This is a genomic window from Burkholderia sp. HI2714, assembly GCF_002223085.1.
GTDB lineage: Bacteria > Pseudomonadota > Gammaproteobacteria > Burkholderiales > Burkholderiaceae > Burkholderia > Burkholderia lata_D.
Window position 1 is genome coordinate 1 of sequence record NZ_NKFM01000091.1, and the last position, 6,295, is coordinate 6,295.

At 52.0% G+C, this 6,295-nt stretch carries 1 protein-coding gene and 2 pseudogenes; 1 reads left to right on the forward strand and 2 read right to left on the reverse strand.

Going from position 1 to position 6,295, the window contains the following annotated elements:
* Together CFB82_RS40715 and CFB82_RS40720 are read right to left on the reverse strand one after the other, a co-directional pair.
* A pseudogene (locus tag CFB82_RS40715) lies at positions 1 to 181 on the reverse strand (IS5/IS1182 family transposase); the annotation flags it as partial.
* Positions 182 to 390: 209 nt separating this feature from the next.
* Positions 391 to 5,559, reverse strand: a complete 5,169-nt coding sequence (locus tag CFB82_RS40720) for a cytotoxic necrotizing factor Rho-activating domain-containing protein (protein ID WP_179255533.1) — start codon at positions 5,557 to 5,559, stop codon at positions 391 to 393.
* Positions 5,560 to 5,977: 418 nt separating this feature from the next.
* Between CFB82_RS40720 and CFB82_RS40725 the strand changes: the two are divergent.
* Positions 5,978 to 6,295: pseudogene (locus CFB82_RS40725) on the forward strand (hypothetical protein); the annotation flags it as partial.

Sequence of the window (6,295 nt, forward strand, 5' to 3'; positions counted from 1 at the left end):
GCGCTGTCGCGCCGAACAGATCGATCACCTGCGCAGCAATGCCTTCACGATTGCGATGCGCGAACAGCGGCGCCATCGTAGCTTCGAGCTGCGCCCACGGCATGCGCGTCGCGAGCACCGCAAGCGGATGGCGCAGGTCGATCATCGAATCAAGGCGGCTTCGGAAGAAATCGTCGGTCATGTCGGCGCGCTCCAGCTCCCAGGTTCTAAATCAGATCGATATTCGTTCTGGGAGTTCGCAGCATATCCGGCTCCCGGCAATCCCTTGCAGGGCTTGGTTCCACTATGTTTTGCATGTCCGACTCCTTAGCGCGACAGAACCGTTCGCAGCACATCCGACTCCCTGCAATCCCTTGCCGGGCTTGGCTCAACTACGTTTTGCAGGTCCGACTAATTCGAATCCCTTGTTTTCAATTCGACTCGTCGGCTATCCAGGAGTTTATAGTCATTGTAGACCTCCGCCTCGCTTTTCCCAACCTTAACTGAATTAAAATAATCCTGAGATAACGCCTCTATTTTTACTTTACCATTCACCCGTGACAACAACGCATCCGCTGTCGCCAGACGTGCCCCCCAGGGCCGAGGCGAGTTCGCCTCGTTATAATCGAAAACTGTTACACTCGAAGCCTGATTTGTTATTTTCGTTCCATCTTTACCCATATATGTTATTATTGCAGAATCGTAAGTTGAGAAAATGTCTACGAGGTCGTTATTGTTGTTCACATGGCGTGGCACCGTTCCGGTAAGCTTCGAATGGGCATCGGCAAGCGTAACAACTCCTTCACGCGCCGTTCTCCAATTTGGATCAAGACCATCTGCATTGCTCACTAAACCCGTGTGGTAGATATAAAAATTACCATCTTTCACTGCATATACAACGGTACACCCACTCAATGCAGCATTATGCACGAAAATAGAATTCCCTTCAGACACCGCCCATAGCGGAATTTTTACCGCTACAGTCCCTGAATTGCCATTGCCCACAGAAATAGTTTTCAAATTGTCCGTGCGAATTTCCTTTTTCGGAGAAATGATGCTATTAGTTTCGCCTAGCCAGATAAAATCCCGAAATTCGTCTGTTGTCTGTACGTCAAAGCCCTGTGGCACTGCGAATGACACCCTTACAGGATTTCTTGGATTGACTGAGTCGCCAATATCGTCACTACGATACGCGTCAAATCGAAATCCGGCCGTGGGTTCGCCATCAATGGCGTAATGTGTAGGTCCTATCCCTTGTATAGCAGAAATATCGCCAGCAGCAAGCCGGTCGGCCCGACTAGTAAAAGGAAAACAACTCAATGAGCCCCCGCCTCCCGTTTGCCGCGCCACTCTGTGAGGTAACGCGCATATGTCGACGAAACGATAAGGTTCTACTTCATCAGCGCGCATTACTGCAAGTTGTTTTCGCGACAGCGGTTCAAATAGCGCACTACTTTCCTCAATCGTTTGACCGGGAGTAAGAGCACTCGCTCGGAGTACTATCGAGCGATCGGCATCCACCGCAATTGCCGTGGTTCGCCTAAGCGCCTCCACTTCATCGCTAGCAGCATTCATCACGTCAATGTTTGCGCCAGCCGCAGACAACCGCCCGCCCATGTTGGTTGGAAATGGTCCATTAAAATTTTGCGACAGGCTAAAGTATTTCCTGATATTTCTTGTCAATCGCGTCACTGGACTAATGACCAGATCTGGTGAAATAGGCAATACCACGTCCGCCGCGGCGTACGCCGCAGATGCCAATAATCTCAAGCCCGCCTTACTGAGCGCAGGCGCCTCTTTAGCTAGTGCGGCCAGCACCGTCATCGTCAATTTCTTCCCCGTTAAGCCTTTTGCCATGCCTTCCAACATAGCACGCTTAAATGTCACCCCAAGGACCTTCGTTGTGACAGCCGAAAATTTCCCCATTTGGCCAACAAACGGAATAATCGAAAAAATCGTACCCATCACATCGGCCGTTATGCTCAGACCATCAACCTTATGATCCTTGTCAACAGCAGACCTATATATCTCGTCGGCAAATGGTACGAACATCATTACGTATTCCCACCACTGCCTGTCTTCAAGGCCACCTTTCAATGAAGTAACCAGCTCTTCCAGGCCACGATTGGCGACCGCGGTTGCAATTGGATATAGCCCCTCTTTTTTTGAAAGGTCTAGGTCTAGATTTTTTGCGGCAGTTAATTGCGGAAATGCCTGATTAACATAACCCTTTCCATTTTCTTCAAATCCGATAGCTCGATAGTCCTCTCCGAAGAGGGGCTCGAGAATCTCTTCAACAAGGACCCTCCCTTCAATGTCTACATATGGACTCGTCACGAACGAATTCCGCTGCCCTCTCCCCACTTGATCATCCCTTTCTGCGGGAAGCCCACTTTGCATCGATGCCTGTATTTTTCGCAGTGCTCGACTTGATGCAACCTCATTCGCGCTGAATACCTTGGCCTTCGATTTTCCATCAATTACAGCAATTACAATCATTCGACCATCAGCCATCTCCATGAAGCACATTTTTCCGACGGCATTATCTGGGCCACTATAAACATGCGGCTCCGTGATATATTTCCCGGCCGATTTAACATCATCTACGTCGATATACGTTCTATGCCAATCGCCGCCATTTTTGAGGAGCTCGCCAAGCCCGCGACTGTATGACCTGTACAAACGCAAATCAGCCCCCAGAGCGGACACTGGCTTCATCGCTGATATGTCATACTCTGTTAGACCTGCCCCCATCAACATATTTAGCGCAACTGATTGCGCATCGTAGGCCAAACTTTTATTTTTGTAATCAATGAACTGATTAAAATAATCTCGTTTGCTAGAGCACTCATTACTTCTCTTGAATTTGCTAATGTCTATGTGGTCATCAGGCCGACCATTAATCAATTCCAGCGAGGGCAGGCGGCCCTGCATACTGTAGAAATTTACGAGCATGTCCGGATGCCATGTCAAATGCTTGGGCAAATTGTCCGCATAAAACATGTAGAATGCCATCGACGCAGATTTTAGGAGATATTGCCTTACCTCATCCGAAATAGACTCGTTAAATATTATTTGATTGTATGCATCAATGTAATAATTTGGATCAAAATTATTCGTATTCGCGTCGATTCCGAATTTCTCAATAACCAGCTTCGCGGCAATTTTCTTTGCCTCCAAGGCCATCCGATGCCCGCTATATTGGCCACCTGATACCCCATACTCCTTCAATTTCTTATAAATGGCGTAATCGGTCACAGTTTCAATGAATAGAGTCAGCGCATGATGTTTTTTCACATTGGCAAATTCTATTCGCGCATTCGATTCCGGGTCAGATGGTATGCCGTTCTTATAATCCGCGTTTGATGTAAATCCACGCGTCTCCATCAAGTAGTCGACTAATTCTCGACCATGAGAATAGAACTCCTCTTTATAGACTTTGGCAATGGCATCAGGCAGATCGTCGACCGGAGTTACGGAGATTGCAGTAGCGAGTTTTTTTTGGAAAGATTTCTCCGCCTGGCGAATGCCGAGACTGTATATTTCTTGCCGCGATATGTTTCCAATGTCATCCAGGGACTTGCCTTGACCTCGCTTTCTATATATAAAATCGCCAGCCAACTCTCGTTGTGACATGTAGAGATCGTCGTCAATTTCTTTGATGGCAAATGCTTCGCGGTATAGAGGAATTTTAGAGAACCGATCCCAAGTATCAGGAAGAGCATCCATGTAGCGAAGATGTCTAGGTACTCTGTCGTCAGTCTCCCTGATTCCGTCGAGATACGCGCGTATCGCGACAAACTCGCCGATTGCCGCGACCATAAGATGATCGGATATGTGGCTCGATGGCTTGCCATCGTGATATATCAGCTTGGATAGCAAGCCATTGAATATCATAAGCCGCACTGTGTCATCGTCAATAGTATACTTATACGCTCCGCTTTCTTGCCACAATTTCAGAAGATTTTCTGCCACGTGGTCATCGTATTTTGAAAAATTCGGCTTGTAACTATTAATTGTATTTGATTGATTTACTCTCGCCGAAGCGGAACGTACGCGCCGGGCTAATTGACCGGTACCATCCATTGCCCCGTAGATGAACGCTTCTAAATCTGGAGAAACTTGGAGATTCGCCACGACTTCGTCATCGTGTCTTTCATCATCAATCAACATACTCGGGGCGCTGTCAGCCGGGGCATCAGACAAGGAATTCACCATTGGGGCCATGTTACTCGTGGCACCGCCCCCAGTGAGCCAGCGGTATGCGCCGTATCCCGCTGCGGCAATTCCTCCGACCAGCGCCGTCGCTACCCCTGCCGCTTTGAGCTTCGGATTCGCCATCGCGACACCCACCAGCGTGGATGCTAGCAGTGGGACTGTTTGTTGAGCTTCCGCATCCGCAGCGCCGGCAGAGGTGGCGAACACTGGTGCCGGTTCGCCCGCGCGCCGCGCGCCGCGTTCAAAGCGGGGGGCAGAAGCGTCCGGTTGAACGGGCTGGGCCCCCTTAAAGCTGCGGCTTCCTGTCGCCCAGTCTCTCTTGGCCGTAAAGAATTCGTTGACGTTGTCAGCGCAATACTCGAAATTGCGATAGATATAGTCCAACGTCTTTGCTGCCTGTTTTTCGCTCAACGGCTCGGCAAAGGTGGCCTCCAGTTCAGCAGTTAGTGCCCTTCCCTGAGCCAAGGCGCCACGATCCCTCTGCGCCGTATATTCCGGACTTTGCTGCCATTCATCTAACGCGCGCGTCAGTCCGTCAATGACCTTCTCTCTACCGTCCGCATGATTCATAAATGCATACACGCGTCGGAAAGAATCATCGACGGCCAGATCGTTCTTTCGCGGCTCAGGAAGCGGCCCCAGCAGAGGTTTTCCTTGGGCCCAATTGTGCAATACCGGCATTCCCATGCTGAGAAGCTGCAAAAGCGGCTCCGCCCAAGGCCGCTGCGGCGTAGGTTCCCAAATTGGCAGATGGCTATGCGGCTCCTTCTGGTATGCCTTAATGGCCTCTTCCACTGACTCGTAATCGTATGGGTCTTCCTCATCATCATCATTGACATCCTGACTCTCCGTTGCGACGTCTGCGCCCAACGGCTCGGGCGCGTCGCCACGCGTGGATTCTTCCCAGGCAACACGGACTCGCGGCGGGCTACTCTCGTCGATAAACGGCGCGATAAGCTGCGGATTGGCCTCCACATAGTCCGCAAGATGCTCCCTCAAGGCGCGAATGACCTCTATCCGCGAGGCATCGTCCGGAAGTTTGAGCTGCCGCTTCACCTTGCCCGCATCCTCGCCGAGCCCGGCCAGGACCGCATGATAAAAACACGCTGCATCACCTGGGACGTCCATCTCAACGTCACCTGTCATTACGCTGTAGTGCGAGCCGCGCAGCACTAACGTCACCGGCTCACGCCCCGTCACGCTTGCGCCAAGCGAGGTCAGCACGTCATCGTTCGCGTCTAGGATCCGCAGCGCGCGCCCCTGCGGCCATAGCGGTGACAGCGTGATCAGGACCGGCGTCATATCCCCGCCCGGATTGACAAACGATGTCGGCGTCCGAATCTGTTCGGCGAGCGCGCGCACATTGTCCGGGGGACGTCGGGCTGCCGGCCCCTCGGTCCGCTCGCCCCGCGCGTGGGCAGGCGCACCCTCTCTTCGGGTTTGCAGCGCGCCTATAGGGCCTTGCCTAACGCCCGAGACCACATTCGCCAGGGAGGTGCGCAAGTCGTTACGCCACGCAGCGCCGGTGTGGCGTGCACCGGATTGAAGTGGGTGGGAAGGAGCAGGTGCGATATGGGTCGAGGAAATATTAATCATCAGCTATGGTCGAATCGGTTCTGTGCGTTTTGTCGCGATAGTGGCAATCAGCCACGGGAAATCCTATTTAAATAGGATTACATATGAAATCAGTGAATAGAATTGCTGGGCCACTGTCTGGGCTTTGTTCGGAAGGGGGTGGTTGCGCGGCAGCGTGAGGTCGAGTAGAAAGGGCAATTGATCTATGCCTCGTGAACGTTCATTGCCATACAAAGCCAGCCTGAAATCCGGAGCGCCGCGCAAACGCCCGAAACCGACGTATCGGGTCGCGAACGCCCGCGCCTACAATCAGAGCCTGAAGCGGCGAGGCCAGCTCAGCCTCTACTGCCCGGAGGGCGACCTGAAGGCGCTGTTCATCAACACCCAGCCGTATGGGCCGGGTGTGTCCGGGCGTGCCCCAACCTACACGAACGCCTACATCGAGCTGATCTATACGTTTTACCGGTTGTTTCGTTGGGCGATGCGTCAGATCACCGGCTTCATGGAAGAGTACTGGCGGCTG